Source organism: Microbacterium sp. dk485, from assembly GCF_004570445.1.
Lineage (GTDB): Bacteria > Actinomycetota > Actinomycetes > Actinomycetales > Microbacteriaceae > Microbacterium > Microbacterium wangchenii.
Genome location: NZ_SPQW01000001.1, coordinates 710,822 through 734,056, shown reverse-complemented (window position 1 = coordinate 734,056; position 23,235 = coordinate 710,822). Strand labels below are relative to the sequence as shown.

The following is a 23,235-nucleotide window of genomic DNA, read 5'->3' as shown; positions in this document are numbered from 1 at the left end:
CGGGCAGCGGTGCGACTGCTCGTGCTCGAGACATGTGACTTCCTTGTCGAGGGCTCGGGGCCGCGGACCGCTCGGGAGGAGCACGGTCCGACTAGCGCATGCGTTTGCAGGCTAGCTGATACCGCCGGCACAACCAAGATTTCCTTCACATCTTGATCTTGGTTTTCACGATGTGGAACACAATCCTGCTTCCCGACCTGGGCGGATGGTGCCGGGAGGTGGGCGATCGTGAGGGAAAGAGGAAGGGTCGGTTGGGGTCGTCCGTGCCGCGTGCCGCTCTCTAGTCAGAAGGATCCCGGATGGGGCACCGCGCCCGTGGCGATGGCGTCTGCTGGCCGAGCGGGCACCCATCCCGTATGGTGGCTGTCATGAGCCTGCGGGAGGGTCGCCCCGAACTTGCATACCGCATGATGAATCGCATGCTTATAATACGAACATGACGGTGGAAGACCCGCGGGACGGGATGGAGCAGTCGTCGGAGGTCGAGCCGGGAAACGACAGGGCGACCCCGCAGAGCCGCGTGGACGCTTCGATCGAGCAGGGGCCTATCCAGTCGATCGACCGAGCCGCGAATGTGCTCTCCCTCTTCGACGGGCAGGTTCGCACCCTGACCGCAGCTTTCGTCTCGGAGCGTCTGGGACTGAACAGGACCACTGCCCACCGATACCTGCAGGCCTTGCAGATCTCTGGATTCCTCTCGCCCACGTACGGACCGGGCCCGCTGCTGGACCAGTTGTCCGGGTTGGTCTCCAGCCGCCAGCAGATACTGACCCTGGCGCCGCCCATCATGCGGCAGCTGTCGGACAGCGTCGGGCTCACGGTGGCGCTGAGCTTTCTCGGTCGCTCGGGTGCCGTGGTCACGCTCGTGGAAGAGGTGATGGAGGGCACCATCATCCTCACCATCAGGGTGGGAACCCTCCTGGAAATCCGCGCAGCCCAGTCCCGGTGCCTGCTGGCCTTCAATTCCGATCCCGCCGTGGTCACGCGCGTTCTTTCCAGCCTCAGCCCCGCCGAGCGACGAGCCGAGCAGACAGAGCTGGCGAAGGTCCGCCAGGAGAATGTCGCATGGGCCGACCTCAGGCGCACGGGCCTGGCTTCCGTGGCGGCACCGGTCTTCAGCGGGCCTCATGTGCAGGCGGCGATCGCCCTGCTCGGCACCGAAGAACTCCTCACCGGCTCGGAAGGTCAGCGCCGAGTCGAGCTCCTCAGCGACGCAGCCGCCGAGCTGAGCGCACTGGTCACGGGCTGACCGGATGTCGGCCCCGTCGATCTCCCGCCTCGCCGACGATGTCGACCGCCTTCGCGCGCTACGCGACGTGAAGGACCTGCACCGCCGCTACGCGCACCTCGGCCTGCTCGGGAGATGGGACGAGGCTGCGGACCTGTTCGCCGACGATGCGGAACTGCGCAGCGGCGAGCAGACGACCGTCGGGCGTGTCGACATCGCCGAACAGCTGCGGACCCAGATCGGCGCCGGCGCGGACCCGGGCGCGTTCCGGGCCGAATTCATCGATGAACCGCTCGCGCATCTTTCACAGGATGCGCGCACTGCCCGGATCCGATGGTCCACGATCTGCTTCAGCGCCGACGGCCACGGCGGAACGGGCATCGCCGGAGGTCTGTACGAGAACGTCTACCGCAGGACGCCCGAAGGGTGGCGGATCGCCGTGCAGGAGTCCTTCCGGCAGTTCGAGGGCGATCACCCGACGGGCTGGACCAATGTGGACGGCGCAGATCTGCCGATCGTGCCCTACCACTGCAGTGTCGACGAGGTCGGAATCCCGCTACCCCTGCCCGACACGCCTCCGCACACCACGGCCTCGGTGGCCGAGCTCGCTCGTCGCATCGATGAGCTGTGCGCCGAGGACGCCGTGCGCAACCTCGTGCACACGTACGGGTATTACGTCGACCGGCGGATGTGGACCGACGTGGTGGACCTGTTCACGGAGGACGCGCGCGTGGAACTATCGCCGGGAGGAACCTTCCACGCAGCGGAGGGGGTGCGCGCCGCGATGCTCACGATGGGCCCGGAAGGGCTCGAGGAGGGCCAGCTGAACGATCGGCCCTTGTTCGACACGTTGGTCCGCGTCCTGCCCGGGGGTCGGGCGACCACGCGCAGCATCGAACTCGGGATGCTGGGTGACGCCGGTCGGGGAGAAGCAGCCTGGGAGATCCGAGTGGTCACGACGGTCTGCATCAGAATCGACGGCCTCTGGCGGATAAGGGATCTGCACGTGGCGCGCGCGATGAAAGCGGACTACTTCGCCGGCTGGGGGAACGCCGAACTGCCCGCGCTGCCCGTTCCCACGGATCAGGATCCGCTGGGTCCCGACGGCGACGCCGCGGTGCCCGCTGCCGATGCCGTCGAGCTGTCAGCGGATCCGCTCGTGCTGCGGACCCGACTGGACCGGGCTCTGGCGTACGACGGCGCCGAGAACGTCTCGGCCGCCTACGGGTACTACATCGACGACTTCCGATGGCCCGAGATGGGGGCTCTGTTCGCAGAGAAGGGGAACAAGCAGTCGCCCTTCGCCGGCTACTACCTCGGTCGCGATCGCATCATGGGTGCCACGACCGCCACGTGGGGTGATCCGCCGCTCACGCGTCCCGGCATCTCCTACCACTGGCGCACGCAACCGGTGATCTCGGTGTCCGCGGACGGGCGCTCTGCCCACGTGCGTGTCCGGCTGTTCCAGCCACGCACCCACAAGCATCCCAGCAAAGCGGGGGACTTCTACGCCGCAGGCTTCCACGGTGGCATGTACCCCAACGACCAGGTGGTGCTCGAGGACGGGTCGTGGCGGCTCTGGAGCCTCACCATCGATGAGCCCTACTTCGTCTCGCCCGACTGGAGCGGGGGGTGGTCATCCGTGCCCCCGGCAGACGAACAGCCGACGCCTCGACCCAGCCCGCTGCTGACCGTCTATCCGCCGGACATCCCGATGACGGCGCTGGGAAGGCGGGAGGAGCACTTCCGCGGCGGGACGGGCACCCTGATCCAGTGGCCGGGGATCCTCCCGATGTGGTTCCACTACCGCAACCCGGTCAGCGGCCGCGAACCCGAGAACTTCTGGCCGGACTGCGTGCCGAGCGAGATCCTCCCGGAGTCCCGAATGACCCACCATGGCTACCAGATGCCACCCAACGGACCCGAGATCGACGGCGTGGAAGTCTGACGTGGATCACGGCCTCGGGCGGCACCCCGCGCCCGCCACCGGCTGAGCGGTGCTCACGCGTCGATGGTGGTCGGCGGCATCTGGACGCCGGTGTCGTCGTCCCGCCACGTCACCGGAGGCAGGGCCCGCAGAACTGCACGCCGCCGGGCCTGCTCGTCCGGATCCGCGACCGGCGATGACATGAACAAGCGCTTCGCGTAGTCGTGTCGCGGCGCCGACGTCACCTGCGCCACCGGACCGGCCTCCACGATCCGGCCGTTCAGCAGCACGACCACGTTGTGGCTGATGCGGCGGATCACGCTGAGATCGTGCGAGACGAACAGATAGGCGACGCCGGTGCGCTGCTGGAGCTCATGCAAGAGGTCGAGCACCCGCGCCTGGGTCTTCAGATCGAGCCCGGACACCGGTTCGTCGCACACGATCAGCCGAGGCTCGGTGGCGATACTCCGCGCGATGGCGATGCGCTGCCGCTGGCCCCCGGAGAACTCGCTCGCCATGCGCCGAGCGGCATCGGACGGGAGGTGCACCGCGTCCAGCAGTGTGCGGATGTGCGCCCGCGCGTCGCGCGGCGAGCGGCCCTGTGCGATGAGCGGTTCCGCCAGGATGTCCTGGATCTGCATCGCGGGGTTCAGCGACGAGTACGGATCCTGGAAGATCACCTGGATGTCCCGCGCGAGCGGTCGCCGGTCGCGTCGAGAGAGTCTCGTGATGTCCCGACCCGCGAGCCGGATGGTGCCTCCGACAGGATTGGCCAGGCCGAGGATGGCTCGGCCGATGGTCGATTTGCCGGATCCGGACTCACCGACGAGGCCGAGCGTGCGGTGCTCGGCCACCTCGAAGCTGACGTTGTGCACGACGGGCTTCGGATGCCGGTCCCTGCGTGCACCGTAGGCGACCGACAGGTCTTCGACCTGCAGGAGGGGTTGGGTGGTCACCGCACCTTCTCCTTCGCGTCGAGTTCCGCATCCTCATGCGCCGGAGGTTCGCTCAGCATCGAGTCCAGAAGTGAGATCGTGTACGGGTGCTCGGGCTCGCGTAGAACCCGCCGCACCTCGCCGCTCTCCACGATCCGGCCCTCGGACATCACCGCGACCCGGTCGCAGATGTCCGCGACGACCCCGAAGTCGTGCGTCACGATGAGAACGGACATCCCGGTATCGCGCTGCAGGTTCCGGAAGATCTCGAGGACTTCCGCCTGCACAGTGACGTCCAGCGCCGTGGTCGGCTCGTCGGCGATGAGGAGCCGCGGCCGGCACGAGACGGCTCCTGCGATCAGCACGCGTTGCGCCATCCCGCCGGATAGCTGGAAGGGGTACGACGTCAGCACCTTCTCAGGATCTTTGATCCCCACCTGCGTCAGCAGCGTGAGCGCCCGTTCCCGCGCGGCTGCCCGCGACAGCCCGAGCTTCTTGCGCATCGGCACGATCAGCTGGCCGCCGACCGTGAAGGTGGGGTCCAGATTCGACATCGGCTCCTGGGGGACGTAAGCGATCTCGGTGCCGCGGATGCCGGCGAAGGCTCGTTCGCCAAGTCCGCTGATCTCCCTGCCCGCGAGTCGGATCGAGCCCGCGGTGATCCGACCGCTCTGTGGCAGCAGTCCCAGGACGGCCAGCGCCGTCTGGGACTTTCCCGAGCCCGACTCACCGACCAGGCCCAGCGTTTCCCCCTCGCGCACGTCGAAGGAGATGTCGTGGACCACCTCGACGTCGCCCGTCCGATAACCGTGGCCTACTCGCAGTCCACGCACCGAGAGTGCGATCCCCGGCTCGAGGACGCGATCTGCCGGAGCGGACTCGATGCGCCGCCCGCGCGCGGGCGACGCGCGCCGCCGGCGGAGGGCGGGTGCGCGTTCCTCGAGCGCGTCACGGAGCGCGTTGGCGAGGAGCACCAGCGCGATACTGACGATCCCGATGGCGATGCTGGGCCACATGATCAGCGCGGGGGCGTCGTACACGCGGCGGAATCCTTCATTGAGCATGCCGCCCCACGACGGAACGCTCAGGTCTCCGATGCCCAGGAACTCCAGGCCGGCCTGGATCGCGATCGCGATCACGGCAAGACGTGCTCCCTGGATGAGGATCGGTGCGCGCACGACCGCCAGGACATGCCGGAACAGGATGCGCATGTCCGAGAGGCCCGCGACCACCGCCGCATCGACGTAGAGCTCGCCGCGCACCGCGAGGACGGCTGCGCGGACGATTCTGAAGTATGCGGGTGCGAGCATCACCCCGAAGATCGCCATCGCGAGCCAGATCGACGGGCCGACCACCGCGCTGACGGCCAGCAGCACGATGATGCCCGGCAGTGCCATCACGAGGTCATTCACCCAGCTCGTCGCGGAGTCGACCCAGCCCCGGTAGTACCCGGCCGCGATGCCGGCGGGCACACCGAGCGCGAGTGCGACGATGACGGCCAGTGCCGCCCCGGCGAGGTTGACACGTGCTCCCCAGACCAATCGACTGAGGATGTCTCGCCCCGTCGTGTCGGTTCCGAGCCAGTGTGCGGGGCTCGGGCCCTGCATCGCACTGCCGAGGTTGCCGGCGTCGGGCGACGGCAGCGGCAGGATCGGCGCCAGCACGGCGATCGCCACGACGAGGGCGAAGGCGATCGCGGAAGCAGGCCCGAGCGGGTTGCCGGCGAATCGACGGGCGACACCCGTGGTCGGGATGAGGGAGGTGGTTGGGGCGGTCACGCGCCGAACCTCACTTTCGGGTTCACCCAAGCGATGAGAAGGTCCACGAGAAGATTCACGACGACCACGATCAGAACGAAGGTCATCAGAACGCCGAGGATGATCGGGATGTCTGAGCGCAGCGCGGCCTGCACGACGAGTGATCCCATCCCGGGCAGCGCGAAGACCATCTCGATCACCACGGACGCGCCCAGCAATCCGACGATCTGCACCGCAAGGGCAGCGAGGCCGGGGGTCGCAGCGTTGCGCAGCACGGTGGTGAGGAGCAGGTACCTGCTCGACAGGCCGCGACTCCTGCGGGTGCGCAGATAGTCGCTCTTCAGCACGGTGATGGCGGACGAGCGCACGTGCTGTGAAACTCCGACCACACCGGAGATCGTCATCGCAGCGACCGGCAGGACCAGCGCCGCGATCCAACCGGGAGGCGACTGCTCGAACGGGACGTAGCCCGTTGCCGGGAACCAGTGCAGCTGCACCGCGAACAGCGTCGCGAAGAACATTCCGATCACGAACGCCGGCAGCGCGTCTCCGACGGTCACCAGAAGCTGCACTGAGCGATCGACTGCGCCGCGCGACACGGCGGAAGCGATTCCCAGTGCGAAGGCGATGAGAGCGGTCATCGCCGTCACCAGCACGACGAGCGACATGGTGACCGGCAGTCGCGAGGCGATGGCATCCGTGACGGATTGGGTCGTGTAGAAGGAACTTCCCAGGTCGCCCTGGACCGCACTCCCCAGCCAATCCGCGTAGCGGACGAGGAGGGGGCGGTCCAGGCCGAGTTCGTGCGCCTTCTGGGCGACCTGCGCGTCCGTGGCGAGTTCGCCCAGGACGTTGCGTGCGATGTTGTCCAGCCCGGGCAGCACGAGCAGTTGCGCGAGAAACGAGATCACCAGCACAAGGGCGATGCCGGACGCCCCGCGCTTCAGAAGTACGGTCTTCACTTCGCGGGTGCGAACGCCCAGATCGGCGGCTGCACGTAGCCGGGATGTACGGTCAGCTCGACGTCCGGTGCCGTCAGGTAGAACATCGCGGGGCGATAGAGCGGTCCGTACCAGAAGTTGTCCACCAGGTACTCGTTCACTGCCTTGCCGGCGGCGGCACGCTCATCCTCGCCGGCGTTCTGGAGTTCCAGGATGAGTGCGTCCAGCTCTTCGGTCTGGGAATTGAACGGGTTGTACTGCGTCTTCGGTGCGACCGACAGCTGAATGACCGACCATGTGTCGAGAAGCTGGAGGTTGGAGAAGTACACCAGCCCGTAGTCGCCGGCCTGTATCGACTTGACCGCTTGGCCGGGCGCCCATTGCACGTCCTCCGTGGTGACGCCGATCTCGCTCCAGTACTGAGAGATGGCGGTATAGATCTCGGGGAGGATCGTCCCGGTCCGGGGCCACGGCACCGTGAAGCCGTCCGGATATCCGGCGTCCGCGAGCAGTTCCCGGGCGCGCTCGGGGTCGTAGTCGTACCGGCCCTCGAGTGACTCGTCGAACGCGTCCATCCGGGGCGAGAAGACCTGGTTCGTCGCCTCTCCGAAACCGCCACGGATCGTCTTGATCATCGCCTTCGCGTCGATCGCGGTGATGAGCGCCTCGCGAACCCGCTTGTCCTTCAACTCCGGCAGAAGTACCCCGTCGCGGTCGAGGAAGAACAGACCCTCCCACGTCGAGGAGGACTCGTGCATCGTGGAGCCGCTGAGAGCATTCTTGGCGTCTGTCGCAGCCGACGCAGTCGTCGTGTGCGCGTACTGGATCTGGCCCGACTTGAACGCGTTCAGGCGCGCTGTCTCATCCGGGAACACCGAGTACGTCACGGTCGAATAGGGGTAGTGCTGACCCCAGTAGTCGTCCTTGCGCACGAAGGTGTACTGCGATCCCGGCACGGACTTCGCCGTGTCGAGGGTGTACGGACCGCTGCCGTCGGGGGTCTTGGCGATCGCATCCGTGCCCAGTGACTTCGGGTTCCCCATCAGGCCGGCGGCCTGCGTGAGAGAGAAGAGCAATCCAGGGTCGGGCTGTGAGAGCGTGAACGTCACGGTGTCTTCGTCGACGACCTCGGTTTCGGCGATGAACCGCAGCAGCGGGCCGGCGGGGGTGGCGAAGTTCTGGAAGTGCTCGATATTCGCCTTGACCGCATCGGCGTCGAACGGGGTGCCGTCCTCGAACTCGACGCCGTTCTGCAGGTCCACGGTCAGTTCGAGCAGATCGTCGCTGTAGGTGTAGCCCGTGGCCAGGCTCGGTGTGACTTGTCCTTCCTCGTCGAGGATGAACAGCGAGTCGTACACGGCGAGTGCATAAGGGAGGAAGGGGCTCTCGCCGAAACCTGCCGGATCCCAGCTCGTCGGCTCCGTGAAGGAGTACAGATGCAGGGTGCCGGCATCCTCCGACGAGGTGTCTCCCGAGGGTTCGGAGGTGCCAGGTCCGGCACCACCGGCGCACGCGGCCAACGAACCGACGATGAGCGCGACCGCGCCCACTGTTGCTATACGTCGTAGTCCAGTCATGTGACTTCCTTGTCAGTGCGAAGGTGGAACGCTCGCGTCGCGCCGGGTGGCGTGTCCGCGAGCCGGTTTCACGTCAAGCATTTATTTCACATTTTGATCTCTGTGTCCACATAGCGAAGGGACTTCGTTCGGGAGATCCGCCGGTTGTGGCCCGTTCGGGGGGTGCTGGTACCCGTGAGCGGTCATCCGCGTCTCCGGGGCGACCGCGCTCGGGACGCAATCCGGCCAGAAGTGCTCAGGGATGCGTCCGCTCACCGGATTGCGGTAGTGGAACCACATCGGAAGGATCTCGGGCCATTCGATCAGACGTCCGGGCCCGCCCCGGAAACCGACTTCCCGCGGGACGATATCGCGCAGGAGAATGTGCGGTGGATAGCGGTCCAGGACGATGCTTCGGCGTGGTGCCTCGCCGGGGGGACGAGGCGCCACGCCGCTCCAGCCGCCCTTCCAGCTGTGCGACGCGAAGTAGTGCTCGTCCACGGCAAGACTCCACAGTCGCCATGCGCCTTCCTCGAGTACCGCCTGGTCGTTCGGGTACATGCCGGAATGGAGCCCACCCATATAGAAGTCGTGCGGGGTCGCATCCGGCGTGATCGCGGTACGAGGCTGGAACAAGCGCGTGCGCAGGTTCGCGGAGCGCGCGTCAGGGGAGACGTGGATGACGGGCTGGGTCCGCCAATGGAAGCTGACCGCCGTGCGGAAGGGGCGCGTCGGTCCATAGCACGCGATCGCCGTGCCCAGGATCGCCTCGCGGCCGACTGCGTATCCCGCGAACGCCGATTGCTTGTGGCCTCCGTGTGCGAACAGGGCGGCCATGTCGGCCCACCGGAAGTCATCGAGGAAGTACCCGTACGCCCCGGAGACGTTCTCGATGCCGTCGTATGCCGCCGATCGTCGAAACCGGCGTTCCAGGTCCGCAAGGTCGGTGCGGGGGTCGTCGAACCCATGAGCTGGGGGCCCCCCGGTCTCGGCCGCCGTCTGACGCCAGTGCGGGTCCACCCCGGGCGGCAACGGGCGCCCCCGCGCAAGCGTGCCGATGCTCGCGGCGATTCCGCCCGAGCCCCAGCCCTCTGCGTACGACGCGCGCAGCAGCAGCGCCACCTCGAGGTGCCCGATACGCCAACGGTCATCGTCCGACTTGCGAAGCCGCATCGAGAGCACGCCGAACTCCCAATGCGCCTCACCCGCCGTGACGTCGCCGAGGATGCCCAGCTGGATGCCGCGGGCAGTGGCTTCGCGGCCGTCCGGCGCGATCTCGACCATCAGATCGAACTGCGGGCGCTCGTTGACCTCGCCGTACCGCAGGCCCGGTGGGCCGAGGCGCTCGTGGGCGTGGCGCACCCCCTCCACGCCGTGGAATTCGAGGCCTTCGAGTGTCACGGTCGCCACTGTGTCGAACAGGTCGACGACGTCGTCCCACATGCGCCGGTCGACATAGTAGCCATACGCATGTGCCAGGTTGCGCACGTCGTCTTCGGCGTTGAGGCGGTCGATGCGGGCCGCGATGTCGTCCGCGTCGGCGGGCTGTGCGCCCTCGATGTGGTCGCCCACGGGTGCCATGAGCGGGATCCCCGCGTCGAAGGCCCCGAAATGCGTGGGCACGATGGCCAGCTCGCGGCCCCCTGCATTGGTCCACCCGGTCGCGTAGGGCCCATCGAACTGCGGGAAGTAGCGCAGGGAGGCGATCAGCCATCGTCCGTCCCGGAGGACGTATTCGTTCTCGTAGACGCCGCCCTCGATCAGCGCCTGTCCCGCGCCATCGCCCCGGAAGGCCATCCCTGCCCAGCGCGCATAGACCACGCTGGAATGCGGCGAGATGTGCGCGACCGGCTCATCGATGATCTCCGTGTTCAGCCAACCCTGTGCGGCCGCACCCTTCAGCCGGTCCTGCAGCCAGGCTCCGATACGAGCGCGCCCATGGATCTCCTGAGCGCCCCAGTGCACCGTGGCGTCCGTTGCGAACAGTGCAGCAGCCTCTGCCCAACGTCCCGCCTGGATGAAGTGTGCGTACGCACGTTGCACATCCTTGGCCGTGCGCAGGCTCTCGAGCCGCGTCACGTCCCGGATGAGTACCGCGAGCGGTTGCGGGCGAGGCGTGCCCGTCACTTCACCGCCATCGCATTGGCGGGTGATCCCGCACCGCCCGGAAGGTTCAGCGGCTTCGCCGTGAGAAGGAAGTCGTAGACACCGTCGTCGGCGCAGCTTTCGGCGATCTCCTCCAGTGCCCACATCTCACCCAGTGCGAATCCCAGCATCGTCAGAAGCGGGCGGTGGATCCCGCCGTTGTGGTCGACGCCCCGCTCCGGTGGCTCGACGTCGGCGAGGAAGAGGTCGCTTCCGGCGGTGTAGGGGAAGCACTCCACGCCGAGGTTGTCCACCGCGACGAGCGAGAAGTGGCGGTCCCAGAGCCACTCGACCACTGCCCTGGTCGTCGCGAGCCCCGGGACACGCATGCGGGCGACGAAGGCGGTTCGGGCGGCGGCATCCATCCCGGTGCGGCAGTACTCCGCCCATCCCGTGCGGATGAGGAGGATGTCACCGTCGGCGAACTCGACGTTCTGCCGACGGGCCGTTGCCTCCAGGTCTTCCACGCCGATCTCGTATGAGGTCCGTGGGTCGATGGGTCGCCCCTCGGCCTCGAGGTGGCGAGCGACGTCCAGCAGCACTCCTCTGCCGACGATGCCGGCCTCGGCGTAGGTCTGGATGCCCAGCGTCGTGGTGTCCGCAGAGATGTCATCGCGGGTGCGCCACGCGTAGAAGCCGTGCTCGGGGTGACCGATGTGCCGCAATGCGTCGATCTGCGTGGTGGCCTGCAGGTAGAACGAGTCGAGCCAGTCGTCGAAATGCCACGGGTTGTTGCTGAACATCCGGTGCCCCGCTGCGGGGCGCGTGCCCGTGGGGAACGGATCGAACGCCCCGATGGGATAGTCCAGATTGAAGGTGCGGCCCGTGCGTACGAGCCCCGCCGCGCGGCGCCGGACCTCGGGAGTGAGGAAATTGATCGTCCCCAACTCGTCTCCGGCGCCGAACAGCTCCCAGGAGGACTCGGCTGGGTCGGCGTCGCCGAGGTCGCGGAAGGAGGGCCACCGGGGCCCTTCGGCGCTGGCGTCCGGTTGCATCATCATGTGTCCATCGCTCCTCCGGCGACGTCGCCGGTTTCATCTCGCGGATGTTCCGCTTCAGTGCGGTTCACAATATAGTCATAGTGTTCGGGTTACGAACAGCCTGATATTCGTTCGATGACCCGCCTGCGTGGCGGGAGAGGAGTTCGCATGGACGCGAAACCGTACGGTCTGCTTCAGGACAAGGTCATCCTCGTGGTGGGTGCCAGCACCGGGATCGGCGCCGATGCAGCCCGTCTGTTCGCTCGCGAGGGTGCATCGGTGATGCTCGCCGCGCGTAGCGAAGACCTCCTCCACGACCTTCTCGACGAACTGCACGGCGCAGGTCTGGATGCCGCGGCCGTCCGCTGCGATGTCACCGTGCCTGCCGACGTGGCGCACATGGTGGACGCGGTGGTCGATCGATACGGACGCATCGACGGCGCGTTGAACAATGCCGCTATAACTCAGGCGGGGCTGCTCGAGGACCTCAGTGAGGAGGAGTTCGACCGCATCATGGCCGTCAACGTCAAGGGAGTATGGCTCTGCATGCGGGCCGAGCTCGCGGCGATGAGAAAGGCCGGGCGAGGGTCGATCGTCAACGTCACCAGCGTCGGCGCACTCCGGGCGAGCAGCGGCATGGGAGCGTACCAGGCGACCAAACACGCCGTGGCGGGTCTCACCGGAACGGCAGCTCACGATGCCGGCCCCGCCGGCATCCGCGTCAACTCGGTCGCCCCGGGGCCCACCGCGACGCCGATGCTCGCAGCGACGCGCGTCGCGATCCCCGGGGGCGTGGAGGCGCGGGTGGCGGCGACCCCGCTGCGGAAGATGGCGTCGACCGACGATGTCGCCGAGACCGCCGCATGGCTGATGAGTGACCGGGCCGCTCACATCAGCGGCGTGCAGCTGAGGGTGGACGGCGGCTACGCCGCCTGACGATCAGAGCCCCATGGCGTCCCCGTATGCCCGCCATCAGGGCGTCGGGGCGAACCTGCCATCCGACCAGGAGAAGAGAAGAGCAGGCGGTCTCCCCGTCACCGGATTCTCGTAGTGGAACCCCAGGGGGCGGATCTCGGGGAACGGTGCGAAGGCCTGACCGCGCAGCGGTGCATCGGGTGCGGGTTCGAAGGCGGCGATCTGTTCTTCCGTCGGAGCGAAGAGCCGGGACTGTTCGGGGGCGACCCCGGCCCAGCCGCGTGCCCAGTCGGCCACGGCGATGTACTCGAGGTCCATCCCGTGGATGCGCCAGATCCCATCCTCCAGAACGGCCTGCTCTTCGTAGACCCCGAGCACCGTGCTCGCGTCGCGATCCCAGCCGGCATTCACCTGGAGCATCTTCAGCCGGATCTGCGCGCGCATCCCGTCCGGCGAGACGCTGACGTAGGGCTGAGTCTTCTGATGGATGGGCAGGAAGCGGGGGTTTCGATGCCGTCGTCCGTATCGCGCGACCATCGACTCGCGAATGCGCTCACGCCCGATGAAGGTGCCGATGTACGACAGCTCCTTCCATCCCTCGGCGGCGAACAGATCCGCCGCTTCGTCCCAGTGCGCTTCATCGAGGAAGTATCCGTACGCGCAGGCCAGGTTCTCGGCGGCGTCCACGGCACGCTCCACCGCCATCTGACGGCGCACTTCGGCGGGGGCCACGCCCGCGGCCTCCAGGGGGGCGACCGCAGCGTGCAGAACCGGATGCGCGAACGTCACCGCCGGCGCTGTGCCGTGCGGGTAGGCGGTCGTGGGCCCCTCATCGGGGAGATTCATCCAGCCATGCGCGTGATCGGCGAGCAGGCGCGTGCGGAACACCATGCTGCGGATCCGCCAACGGCCATCCGCCTCGTAGAACTCCCCGTCGCACACGCTGACGCTCCAGCGCGCGAACTCGCCGTGCCTCGCCGATAGCTGCAGCTCCATCGCGCGAACTCGCGCGCCGGCACCATCCGGTGTCACCGTCACGACGGGCATGAGCTCGAGGTGGTCGTGGAGTTCGCCGTGCTGCAGCCCTGCAGGCGAACAGCCCTCAAGCCCCCGCCGGATCTCCGCCGCCCCACTCCATCGCTGCTGGTCCCGCTCAAGCGTGCCGTCCTCGGAGAACAGATCCACGATGTCGTCCCAGAGCTTGCGGTCGGCATAGTGTCCGTATGCCGAGAGCAGGTTGCGCACAGCGGTTTCCGCACGCAGTGCGCGGACCCGAGCCGCGGTCTCGGTCGGCTCGGGAGCCTGCCCGGCGCCGGCGGCGTTCCCCTTACGGATGATGGTGCCCGCCTCATCAGGGGTGAAGTGGAAGGGGACGAGGGGGACCGCCTCGTTCACGCTGTGCCAGCCTTCGCGGTGCTCCCCGGCGAACTGCGGGTGGTGATGGATCTGACGGATCTTCCACACGCCGTCCTCACGGACGTACTCGTTCTCCTGGATGCCCCCCGACCAGGTCGCGTGGACACCCTGGCGCCCGATCAGGGCGAGCTCGTGCCAACGGCCTCGAGCCGTACGCCCATCGGCGGCGACCGTCACCACAGGTGACATCAAGAGCCGTACGTTCAGTCGGTCCGGACGGGGTTCGGGAGCACCCTGCCCCATCGCCGACACCAGCAGCAGGCGGATGGCCTCGCGTCCGTCCGCCCGCTCGTCCCCGAGGATCAGGCGCCCGTTCGTGGAGAAGAGGTCTGCCATGGCGGAGAAATCGGCGGCGTCGGCGTAGTGGCCCCACGTGTGCTGGAGGCGCTTCACCGCCCGCACGGCCTCGAGCAGGCCCAGGTCGCTCGCCAAAGCGCTGCCCTGGCGCACCCCAAACTTGTCATCGCTGATCATTGTGACCTCTCACTCAACAGCACTTCTGGTGCGCACTGCGCAATGAGGTGAGCATATTGCGAACGGTGGTTCGAGAACCTTGACGAGAGAATGTGCGATCAATGCTGGACAACATCGGCCTGCTTTCATAATGTGATCTGTGATCCCAGTATACGAACGAAGGATGGCGCTGTGCCTGTGACGACCGAACCTGCCCCCGAAATCTCACCTGCGTTGCTGAAAGTTCTGGACGGCACAGTCGATCTGCACTGCCACTCCGGCCCCAGCCCGTTCCCCCGTCGGCTCGACCATGTCGACGCCTCATACGACGGCGCGCGCATCGGGATGCGGGCCATCCTGGTCAAGTCGCATCACCACAACACCGTCATGGACCTCCTGGCGATGAGCAAGCTCCTCAGCGACGCTCCGACGCCGATGTACGGGGGTGTCGCACTGAACACGGAGGTTGGAGGCGTGAATCCCTCCGCGGTCGCCCTTGCGATCGCGATGGGCGGCCGCTGCGTGTGGGGGCCGACCGTCTCGGCGGCCCAGCACATCGCCGCGCACAGCCACGACGACGGATTCCCGACCGTGGGCGCGAACCTTTATGAGCAGCCGGAGAACCCGATCGGTGAGGACGGTGACATCACCGCAGCAGGCGATGCAGTCACCAAGCTTGTCGCGGAGGCCGACATCCTGCTGACCGGCGGACATCTCGACGGCGAGTCGATGGGCGCCTTCATGGAGAACGCGCACCGCAACGGCGTGAAGCGACTGCTCCTGCACCACCCGGACTTCATCGTGAACACCCCGGAGCACGAGATCGAGCGGATGCTGTCGTTCGGCGCCTTCGTCGAGCACGAACTGGCGATGTACCACCCGGACGTCCCTGCGCCGCGGTGGCCGATCCAGCGGCTCGTGGACTGGATCGAGAAGATCGGGCCGGAGCGCACGGTGATCGACTCGGACCTGGGGCAGAAGGGCAACCCGCTTCCGGTCGACGGCTATGTGTACGTCGTGCAGCAGCTGCTGGACCACGGCATCAAGGAAAGCGCCATCCGCCAGATGATCTGCGTCAACACGGCATACCTCCTAGGGCTCGAGGACTCCCACTGATGCAGCTTGTGGACAGGGTTGTCATCACGACAGCCGTGACCGGCTCGGTCAACGTCCCGTCCCAGAGCGACGCACTCCCTGCGACGCCGGAACAGATCGTGCAGGCGGCGGTGGAGTCGGTCGCCGCAGGATCGGCGATCATCCACCTGCACGCGCGGCACCCCGACGGCCGACCTGCATGGGAGCCAGAGGTCTTCGAGCAGATCGTGCCGGCCGTCATGGACGCGACCGACGCGATCATCAACATCACCACGGGTGGTTCCTCGCAGATGACGATGGACGAGCGCCTCGCAGGGGCGCTGCGCTTCCGACCCGAACTGGCCAGCATGAACATGGGTTCGATGAACTTCGTGTACTCGGGGATCGCCGACCGGGTGAGCCACTGGAAGCACGACTGGGAGAGGCCCTACGTGCTCGGCACGTACTCGCACCCCTTCATCAATACGTTCGACAGGATCGAGCACACGTTGGTCACGCTCGGCGAGATGGGCACGCGCTTCGAGTACGAGTGCTACGACATCGGACACCTCTACACGCTTGCGTACTTCGTCGACAAAGGACTGGTCAAGCCGCCGTTCCTGATCCAAGGGGTATTCGGCATCCTCGGCGGGATCGGCGCCGATCACGAGAACCTCGCCCACATGGTGCGAATCGCCGACAAGCTGTTCGGCACCGACTACCAGTTCTCGGCCTTCGCCGCCGGAAAAGACCAGATGACGTTCGCCACGCACAGCGCGTGGCTGGGCGGGCACGTGCGTGTCGGTCTCGAAGACAGTCTGTGGATCGGTAAGGGCCGTCTCGCAGACTCCAACGCACAGCAGGTGCGGAAGATCCGGGGCATCGTCGAAGACCTCGGCCGACAGATCGCCACGCCCGACGAAGCCCGGAGCATTCTCGGTCTGCGCGGCCGCGAACGAACAGGAGCCACCCAGCTATGACCACGTCCTACGCCGCCGACGACATCCGATCCACCCTCGCCTCCGTCGCCCCGGCCCGCACGGGGGATGCGTCCACGCCGATCAAGGCATCTCAGTGGATCGAGTTCCTGGGCGAGCCGCCCACCGAGACCACCCCCGGCGGCAGCAGAACGTGGCTCGCGCGCTCTGCCAACGCCGTCATCGGCTACACACAGGCCAAAGCGGGCGATGTGTTCGCCCGAACCGGTCAGCCGGATGAATACACCGTCCTCATGGTCGCCGGCAGCGCGCCGGTCACGGTGACCGCCGGAACCGCGACCGCGCACGTCGACGAGGAGGCCCTCGTGGTCGTGCCCCCCGGCGACAGCACGGTGCGCGTCGAGGAGGACGGACTTCTGATCCGGTTGTTCTCCGTCGTGGCGGAGGACCTGCGTGAGGGCGCCCTGAATGCCGAGGCGTACGCGCAGCCGGACCAGCGGGCTGCTCCCCTCGATCCCTGGCCGGACCCGGTGGGCGGGTTCCGCCTCCGGGTATATCCGCTCGCGGCGACTCCGATCGCCGAGGGTCGGTTCGGCCGCATCTTCCGCACCACGAACCTCATGGTGAACTTCCTCGCCGAGGAGCCGGCGCCCCGCGACGAGAAGAAGCTCTCGCCGCATCACCACGACGACTTCGAGCAGATTTCGCTGGCGATCGAGGGCCGCTTCGTGCACCACATCCGTTACCCGTGGGGCCCCGATTCGACCGCGTGGCGTGAGGACGAGCACCGGGAGATCGCGACGCCGTCGATCTGCATCATCCCGCCGCCGACCATCCACACCACGCAGGGCGTCGGCCCGCACCAGCAGCTGATCGACATCTTCTCGCCGCCACGCGTGGATTTCTCCGCCTCCGGCTGGGTGCTCAACGCCGACGACTACCCGGCGCCGTGACCCCCGCGCGCAGTCCGTTCCGCGCCGCGCTGGCCGGCGGGGACCGCCCCGTCCTGGGCACCTGGGTCAAGATCGCCGCGATGGAGAGCATGGAGCTCATCGCGCTGGCGGGCTTCGATTTCGCGGTGATCGACCTCGAGCACTCCACCATCGATCTGCAGACCGCCTACGGACTCATCGGGATCGCCCGCGCCTCCGGCGTCTCGGCCATCGTCCGCGTGCCGGCTATCGCCGGCGGGACCATCGGTCGACTGCTGGACGCGGGCGCCGACGGGATCATGGTGCCGCACGTCGATGACGCCGAGCAGGCCCGGCGGGCCGCAGCGGCCGTTCGGTTCCCCCCGCGCGGTGAGCGCGGTGTCGGTGCAACCGGCCGCGCCGGAGAATGGGGCGCGCTGCCGCGCTCCGAGTATCTGCGCTTCGGGCAGGAGGAAGTCGTGCTCATCGCCCAGGTCGAGAGCGCCACATCCGTTGCGAATGCAGCCGAGATCGCGGCGGTGGACGGAGTGGACGCGCTGCTGGTCGGCGCAGCCGACCTCGCCCAGAGCGAAGGTGCGGGCGAGTCCGATCCTGGGCTCCTCGCCCTCATCGCGCAGACCGTCGCGACGGCACGCGAGGCGGGTATCCCCATCGGCAACGCCGGCGGGGCAGACATCGCCGCGGTCCGGCGCGCCGTCGACGCGGGCTTCAGTTTCACGATCATGAGCAATGACGCGAGTCTGCTCGGCGGCGCCGCGAGGACCGCCGTCGCGGCAGGCAGGACGGTGAGGCTGCGATGACACAGGACGGTGCGTCAGGGATGACACAGGACACTCTGCGGGGCGTCTTGCGTCTGCCCGCCCAGATCCAGGTCGGGTTCGGGGTCCGCGCCCAGATCCCGCGGCTGCTGGCAGCCCATGCCGACCACGTGCTCGTGATCGCCGACCCATTCCTGGTCGGCACACCGGTCTTCACCCAGATGTGCGAGGCGGTGCGCGCTGCCGGCGTGGAGCTCCACGTGCACAGCGAAGTGGCCCCCGAGCTGCCGGTGGAATCGTTGACGGCTATCGCCGAGGTGGCGGCACGTCGGGGCGTGGGGGCGATCCTGGCGGTCGGCGGCGGCAGCGCCCTCGATGCCGCCAAACTCGTCGCGGTATTACTGACCCATGGTGGACCGCTTTCCCGGTATTACGGCGAGAACCTCGTCCCCGGACCGGTCCTGCCGATCATCGCGGTTCCCACCACTGCCGGCACGGGCAGCGAAGTGACGCCCGTCGCGGTCGTATCGGACCCGGAGCGCGGACTCAAGATCGGCGTGTCCAGTCCTCACCTCGTGCCGGTCGCGGCGATCGTGGACCCGGAGCTCGCGCTCGGGGCACCCGCCTCGGTCACGGCGTTCGCCGGCATCGATGCGCTCGTGCACGCGGTGGAGTCCTACACCGCGGGTCAGCTGCCCCGCGACCCGGACGAAGAGGGCGAACTCCCGGTGTTCACCGGGCGGAACGTGCTCACCGAAGCGCTCAGCCTGGAAGCCTCCGGGCGGATCCGCCGCTGGCTGCCCGTCGCCGTCAGCACGCCGGGTCATCGGCGGGCCAGAGCGGAGATGGCGGTCGCGTCCCTGCAAGCGGGGATCGCGTTCGGGCCCACGGGCACTCACCTCTCCCACGCCCTGCAGTACCCGCTCGGGGCGCTGACCAAGACCCCACACGGATTGGGCACCGGCCTTCTGCTGCCGTACGTCCTCGACGTGCTTCGCGAGGACGTGGCCACCGCCGCGCGCATCGAGACGCTCGGCGCTGCGATGGGCGTCACGGGGGGTGCGGCGGGGGTGGTCCGGTCGCTCGCCGCACTGAACGCCGAGATCGGGGTGCCCGGGACTCTGGCCGACATCGGGATCAGCGAATCGCAGCTCCCGACCATCGCCGAACTCGCCCTGGACTCCGTCCGGCTGATCAGCATCTGTCCGATACCCGTCGATCACGCACTCCTCGTGCGGATCCTCCGCTCCGCACATGCGGGGCGACTCACCGAAAGCGCACTCCGATGACTCTGCTCACCGATCTGTTCATCGACGGCGAGTGGCGTCCCGGCAGCGATGGCGAGCGATTCGATGTCGTCGACCCATCCGATCTGTCCGTCATCGCGCAGTTCGCGATCGCCACGGCGGCCGACTGCGATGACGCCGTCGACGCCGCATCAGCGGCCCAAGCGGGGTGGGCGGCTACTGCGCCTCGCGAACGTGGAGAACTGCTGCGATCCGTATTCGAGATCCTCCGCCGCGAGCAGGAGCAGTTCACCGAGATCATCGTGCGAGAGAACGGAAAGTCCTGGCCGGACGCCGTCGGCGAGGCGGCGTATGCGACGGAGTTCTTCCGCTGGTTCTCCGAAGAAGCGGTGCGCGTGACCGGTGACTACCGTTTGTCTCCGGGTGGAGACAAACGGATCGTGGTCGACCACCGGCCGATCGGGGTCTCGCTGCTGATCACCCCATGGAACTTCCCCGCGGCCATGGCGACCCGCAAGCTCGCCCCGGCGTTGGCGGCGGGCTGCGCGACGATCCTCAAGCCCGCCAGGGAGACGCCGCTCACCGCGGCGTACGTCGTCGACGTGCTGCGGCGCGCGGGAGCTCCGGCCGGCGTGGTGAACCTCGTGACACCGGTGCCCACGGGACCGCTCGTGGCGCGGATGCTGGCTCGCCCCGAAGTGCGGAAGCTGTCGTTCACCGGGTCGACGGAAGTCGGCCGTGAACTCTTGCACGCCTGTGCGGACACGGTGGTGAGCGCCTCCATGGAGCTGGGCGGCAACGCACCGCTGATCGTCCTGCCTGACGCGAACGTCGCCCATGCGGTGGAAGGCGCGTTGCAGGCGAAGATGCGCAACGGCGGATCGGCGTGTACTGCCGCCAACCGGTTCTACGTGCACACCTCCGTGCACGACGAGTTCGTGGCCGCGATGGATGCCGCCCTCGGCGAGGTGCGGATGGGGCCGGGCGCGAACCGGGAGAACACGCTCGGAGCGCAGGTGTCCCTGCGTGAGCGCGACAAGATCGCTGCGCTGGTGGCCACCGCGGTGGATGAGGGTGCGACGGTGGTGCGCGGGGACGACCCGACCACCCATGGGGCCTTCTATCCGGCCACCCTGCTCACGGGCGTCCGCCACGGCGGGACCATCAACGACACGGAGATCTTCGGCCCGGTCACCGCCGTCGTGCGCTTCGACGATGTCGATGAGGCCGTCCGGATGGCCAACGACACGATCTTCGGCTTGATGGCATATGTGTTCGGACCTGAATCCGACGCGATCGCGGTCGCAGCCCGTCTGGAAGCCGGCATGGTGGCGGTCAATCGCGGTGTGGTCAGCGACCCCTCGGCTCCGTTCGGGGGTGTGAAGCAGAGCGGCCTGGGTCGGGAGGGCGGCTTCGAGGGAATCCGGGAGTTCCTCGAGACGCAGTACATCGCCCTCACGGCCTGATACCGGGCCCACCGGGCCTCCGATAAGACAGTTTGCTGAACCGTTCGCACACGGTTCAGCAACTGTCGTGGGAACCGGCCCTACGCGCGGTCGCGCGTCACGACCGAGTCTGGAGCGCCTCCGGGAGGACAGAGTGGTCGATCAGCTTCGCCAACTCCTCGCGGGTGCGCGGCGCCCGATCGAGCTCCTTTGCCACCCACACATCCTCGCGCTCCAGGACATCAAGCATGTCGGGGACGATCTGGACAGGGAATTCCAACTCCGGCCAGCTCTCTTCGATCTCGTGGAGGGAGAATCCGGAGACGTCGGAGAGGTGATCCCAGTACCGCGTCGGCTCCTCCTTCAGCGCCTCGGTCGCTTCGGCGACAGAGCGCACGTACGCGAGGATCGCGCGGCGCTTCTCGGGGTCGGCGAGGTCTTGCGCCCTCGCATGGAGGTTGAACACCTCGCGATAGAGGTCTCGATCCTGGAAGACGATCGCATCATCGCCCAGCCGTTCGAGAGCGTTCACCGACTCCGGCTCCCAGATGGAGATCGCGTCGACTTCCCCCCGGGCGAGGTAGCCCGACATCTGCGCCATCCCGCTCTGGCCGTCCTTCTCCTGCGCGAGACCGATGATCTCCACATCGGCCTCGGTGAGCCCGACGGTTCCCAGCATCGCCACAAGGAAGTAGTTCGCCGAGGTCTTACGAGGCAGCATGATCTTCTTGCCCTGGAGATCCGCGAGGGTTCGGATGCCCGCCGATTTCCGCCCCACCAGCCGGAAGAAACCCTCAGTGACCGTCATGACGATCCGAAGGTCGGGGTTGGTGATGGACTCACGCAGCAGCTGCGTCTCCGCGTTCGTCGCAAGATCGGCTTCCCCCGAGGTGATCTTGGTGATGCCGCCTTCGCCGACGGTGAGGGGCTGAGGGTAGAAGTCGCGGGCTGCCACCAGCACGGGTGCCAGCTCGATCCAGTAGCTTCCGGAGACGGTGATCGGCGCCAGCGGCTCATGTGCCGAGACGGCGTCCTCGCGGAGAATTCGGTCCAGCATCTTCTTGCAACCACCCCGTTGTCTTGGATACCGACAGCTGTTCTGCGAGATACGTCGGCGTGCGCTATGCGAACACGGGATTCATTATATGGGACCGAGGTGGCCATGACCAGGGTGAGTTCGGCCGCTCCATACGTGACTCACGAAATCGGCATTCGGGACTCACCTGGGTGGTGGGTGGGTGCGCGTTCGTCTGAGCTGGCGCGCGGCTCAGGCGCGCAGGGGGAGGGTGAGGGTCACCGTCGTGCCCTCGCCGAGGGCGGAGGTCAGCTCGACCCCGCCGCCCAGGCGCTCGACGATCTCGCGGACGCTCGCCAGGCCCAGGCCCGATCCGCCGTCCTCGGCGTCGGCGAGGCGGCCCCGTTCGAAGGGCGAGAAGATCGTCGGCGCATCCTCCGGCGCGATCCCGCGGCCGGTGTCCGTCACGGCGACGACCGCCTCGCCGTCTTGCGCGGAGATCGTGATGCGGATGTCGTCGGAGCTGTACTTCGCCGCGTTGTCGATCACGTTCGCCACGGCTCGGCGCAGCATCGGCGCCTCCGTCAGAACGCGCAGCCGCCGGTCGCCGGCGATGCGGAGCCGCGAGAATTCGTCGTCCGAGAGCACGAGCGCCGCCGCCTCCCGCACCAGGGTGCCCAGCGCCACACTCTCGCGCTCGCCGGCGGGAGCGCCGGACACATGGCCGGTCAGCTCCGACATCATCGACACGAGGTGGTCGCTCACCGTCGAGATCCGCTCGATGAGCGCGTGATGCTCGGGCGCGGCCTCCTCCAGCAGATCGACGTACCCGCGCAGCGCCGTGATGGGGGAGAGGTAGTCGTGCGCGAAGGCGCGCAGGAAGGCCGCGCGCTCGTCCTCCGCGCGCTTCTCGGCGGTGAGGTCGCGCGTGAGCGTGACGTACCCGGTGAGGGTGGAGTCCTCTGCCCGCAGCGCCGTGATGACCACGCGCGCCCAGAACAGGGACCCGTCCGCCCGCACCCGCCACCCCGTGTCTTCGGCGGACCCCGTGCGCGCCGCGCGCTCCAGCAGCCGGGCGGGCACCTGCCGGTCGCGCTCCTGCGGTCGGTAGAACCGCTCGAAGGAGGATCCGATGATCTCCCGCGCGGTGTACCCCTTGATGCGCTCGGCGCCCGGATTCCACGAGCGCACCCGGCCCGCGGCATCCAGCCGGATGATCGCGATGGACGTTACCTGCGACGCCCAATCCGGGATGTGCGCCTCCGTGGGCGACGCAGCACGCGTCGCCCGGACGCGGTGGGTTACCGCTCTTCTCATCTCAGCCCCCAAAGATGAGCGACGAGCCGCTCGCTTCGGAGGTCGTCGCTGCGCCCACTGTAATCAGTTGTCCCCCGTTCGGGGGACACGATGACCGATTTTCGAAACCCCCGCAAGAGCGGATGCTGTTTGGCCGCAGCATCCGGATGCCGTAAGCTAACCCTTTGGTGCACGCCGTCTGCTGGCGTGCCACCGCGAACGTGAGCCCTCCACTGGTGTCTTCGCCGGCCCTCGGCCGGAAAAGCCCCCGGAGCGG

18 protein-coding genes are annotated in these 23,235 nt (G+C 67.7%); 9 read left to right on the top strand and 9 right to left on the bottom strand.

Annotated features, from left to right (window positions below):
• Window positions 1-436: 436 nt before the first annotated feature.
• Window positions 437-1,249, top strand: coding sequence for a helix-turn-helix domain-containing protein (locus E4V99_RS03360; protein ID WP_135116431.1), 813 nt, complete (start codon window positions 437-439; stop codon window positions 1,247-1,249).
• A gap of 4 nt (window positions 1,250-1,253) precedes the next feature.
• Window positions 1,254-3,176, top strand: a complete 1,923-nt coding sequence (locus E4V99_RS03355) for a nuclear transport factor 2 family protein (protein WP_135116430.1) — start codon at window positions 1,254-1,256, stop codon at window positions 3,174-3,176.
• A 53-nt stretch (window positions 3,177-3,229) separates the two neighbouring features.
• Here the strand turns inward: E4V99_RS03355 and E4V99_RS03350 are convergent, their stop codons facing one another.
• From E4V99_RS03350 to E4V99_RS03325, 6 genes are all read right to left on the bottom strand, one after another.
• The gene (locus E4V99_RS03350; protein WP_135116429.1) at window positions 3,230-4,111 is read right to left on the bottom strand and encodes an ATP-binding cassette domain-containing protein; all 882 of its coding nucleotides are present in this window, start codon (window positions 4,109-4,111) and stop codon (window positions 3,230-3,232) included.
• Window positions 4,108-5,868: a dipeptide/oligopeptide/nickel ABC transporter permease/ATP-binding protein gene (locus E4V99_RS03345; protein ID WP_135116428.1), complete on the bottom strand. Its 1,761-nt coding sequence runs from the start codon at window positions 5,866-5,868 to the stop codon at window positions 4,108-4,110. The genes E4V99_RS03350 and E4V99_RS03345 overlap by 4 nt, the downstream gene beginning before the upstream one ends.
• Window positions 5,865-6,809, bottom strand: coding sequence for an ABC transporter permease (locus E4V99_RS03340; RefSeq protein WP_135116427.1), 945 nt, complete (start codon window positions 6,807-6,809; stop codon window positions 5,865-5,867). Before E4V99_RS03340 ends, E4V99_RS03345 begins: the two co-directional genes overlap by 4 nt.
• On the bottom strand, window positions 6,806-8,365 hold the full coding sequence (locus E4V99_RS03335; protein WP_135116426.1) for an ABC transporter substrate-binding protein: 1,560 nt from the start codon (window positions 8,363-8,365) through the stop codon (window positions 6,806-6,808). Before E4V99_RS03335 ends, E4V99_RS03340 begins: the two co-directional genes overlap by 4 nt.
• A gap of 81 nt (window positions 8,366-8,446) precedes the next feature.
• A complete protein-coding gene (locus E4V99_RS03330; protein WP_167758060.1) occupies window positions 8,447-10,423 on the bottom strand; it encodes a nuclear transport factor 2 family protein in 1,977 nt (658 codons plus the stop codon).
• Window positions 10,424-10,467: 44 nt separating this feature from the next.
• Window positions 10,468-11,490 carry a cyclase family protein gene (locus E4V99_RS03325; protein ID WP_135116424.1) on the bottom strand — a complete coding sequence of 341 codons (1,023 nt, stop codon included), beginning with the start codon at window positions 11,488-11,490 and terminating at the stop codon, window positions 10,468-10,470.
• A 147-nt stretch (window positions 11,491-11,637) separates the two neighbouring features.
• On the opposite strand from E4V99_RS03325, the gene E4V99_RS03320 reads away from it, so the two are divergent.
• Window positions 11,638-12,405 carry an SDR family NAD(P)-dependent oxidoreductase gene (locus tag E4V99_RS03320; protein WP_187270423.1) on the top strand — a complete coding sequence of 256 codons (768 nt, stop codon included), beginning with the start codon at window positions 11,638-11,640 and terminating at the stop codon, window positions 12,403-12,405.
• Between the two features lie 36 nt (window positions 12,406-12,441).
• Here the strand turns inward: E4V99_RS03320 and E4V99_RS03315 are convergent, their stop codons facing one another.
• Complete coding sequence (locus E4V99_RS03315) at window positions 12,442-14,274, bottom strand: nuclear transport factor 2 family protein (protein WP_135116422.1); 1,833 nt, start codon at window positions 14,272-14,274, stop codon at window positions 12,442-12,444.
• A gap of 171 nt (window positions 14,275-14,445) precedes the next feature.
• Here E4V99_RS03315 and E4V99_RS03310 point away from each other — a divergent pair, with 171 nt between their 5' ends.
• Genes E4V99_RS03310 through E4V99_RS03285 form a run of 6 tightly spaced genes read left to right on the top strand, consistent with a single transcriptional unit; the run spans window position 14,446 to window position 20,668 of the window.
• Window positions 14,446-15,369 carry a DUF6282 family protein gene (locus E4V99_RS03310; RefSeq protein ID WP_209305579.1) on the top strand — a complete coding sequence of 308 codons (924 nt, stop codon included), beginning with the start codon at window positions 14,446-14,448 and terminating at the stop codon, window positions 15,367-15,369.
• Entirely contained in the window at window positions 15,369-16,307 is a 939-nt protein-coding gene (locus tag E4V99_RS03305; RefSeq protein ID WP_135116421.1) for a 3-keto-5-aminohexanoate cleavage protein, read from the top strand. Before E4V99_RS03310 ends, E4V99_RS03305 begins: the two co-directional genes overlap by 1 nt.
• A complete protein-coding gene (locus E4V99_RS03300; RefSeq protein ID WP_135116420.1) occupies window positions 16,304-17,218 on the top strand; it encodes a hypothetical protein in 915 nt (304 codons plus the stop codon). Before E4V99_RS03305 ends, E4V99_RS03300 begins: the two co-directional genes overlap by 4 nt.
• Window positions 17,215-17,997: an aldolase/citrate lyase family protein gene (locus tag E4V99_RS03295; protein WP_209305578.1), complete on the top strand. Its 783-nt coding sequence runs from the start codon at window positions 17,215-17,217 to the stop codon at window positions 17,995-17,997. Before E4V99_RS03300 ends, E4V99_RS03295 begins: the two co-directional genes overlap by 4 nt.
• 20 nt (window positions 17,998-18,017) lie before the next feature.
• Window positions 18,018-19,244, top strand: coding sequence for an iron-containing alcohol dehydrogenase (locus tag E4V99_RS03290; protein ID WP_167758059.1), 1,227 nt, complete (start codon window positions 18,018-18,020; stop codon window positions 19,242-19,244).
• On the top strand, window positions 19,241-20,668 hold the full coding sequence (locus tag E4V99_RS03285; protein WP_135116418.1) for an aldehyde dehydrogenase family protein: 1,428 nt from the start codon (window positions 19,241-19,243) through the stop codon (window positions 20,666-20,668). Before E4V99_RS03290 ends, E4V99_RS03285 begins: the two co-directional genes overlap by 4 nt.
• 97 nt (window positions 20,669-20,765) lie before the next feature.
• Here the strand turns inward: E4V99_RS03285 and E4V99_RS03280 are convergent, their stop codons facing one another.
• A complete protein-coding gene (locus tag E4V99_RS03280) occupies window positions 20,766-21,704 on the bottom strand; it encodes an ABC transporter substrate-binding protein (protein WP_135116417.1) in 939 nt (312 codons plus the stop codon).
• Window positions 21,705-21,914: 210 nt separating this feature from the next.
• Window positions 21,915-22,979, bottom strand: a complete 1,065-nt coding sequence (locus tag E4V99_RS03275; protein ID WP_135116416.1) for a PAS domain-containing sensor histidine kinase — start codon at window positions 22,977-22,979, stop codon at window positions 21,915-21,917.
• Window positions 22,980-23,235 lie beyond the last annotated feature (256 nt).